The organism is Phormidium sp. CCY1219, assembly GCF_055795085.1.
The window spans coordinates 1-369 of record NZ_JAYFEQ010000070.1 but is presented as its reverse complement, the minus strand read 5'-3'; the positions used below and the strand labels follow the sequence as shown (position 1 = coordinate 369).

General features: G+C 47.4%; 1 pseudogene. It reads right to left on the bottom strand.

From position 1 onward, the window contains the following. Positions 1-120: 120 nt before the first annotated feature. A pseudogene (locus AC0QH1_RS00460) lies at positions 121-369 on the bottom strand (Uma2 family endonuclease); the annotation flags it as partial.

The following is a 369-nucleotide window of genomic DNA, read 5'->3' as shown; positions in this document are numbered from 1 at the left end:
TCGCCACTTTCCAGCGGTGGGGGGTTAAGGGCGGAAATTACAGTCATAGCACTCAGAGCGATCGGTGAATTTAAGTTGATTTTTTAGGTCGAAATTGAGGCGATCGGGCAGGGTTAGCGGTCACGATTGCCCCAAACGCTGTAGGAATTCTTGATGTTCTGGCGTCTGCAACCCCTGTTGCAAAACAGCCTGTAGATTAGGGCCGTTTCTCTGACGCAACGCCTCCACAGATAGCCACAAGCCCGGAAAAACTTGCGATCGCAAAATGCCATTTTCATCCGGTTCTAGAGCTACATAGCGACTTTCTTGTAAGATAAACCAATCCAGTTTATTTTCATAAATCTGCCAGACAATATATTCCTGGACTCC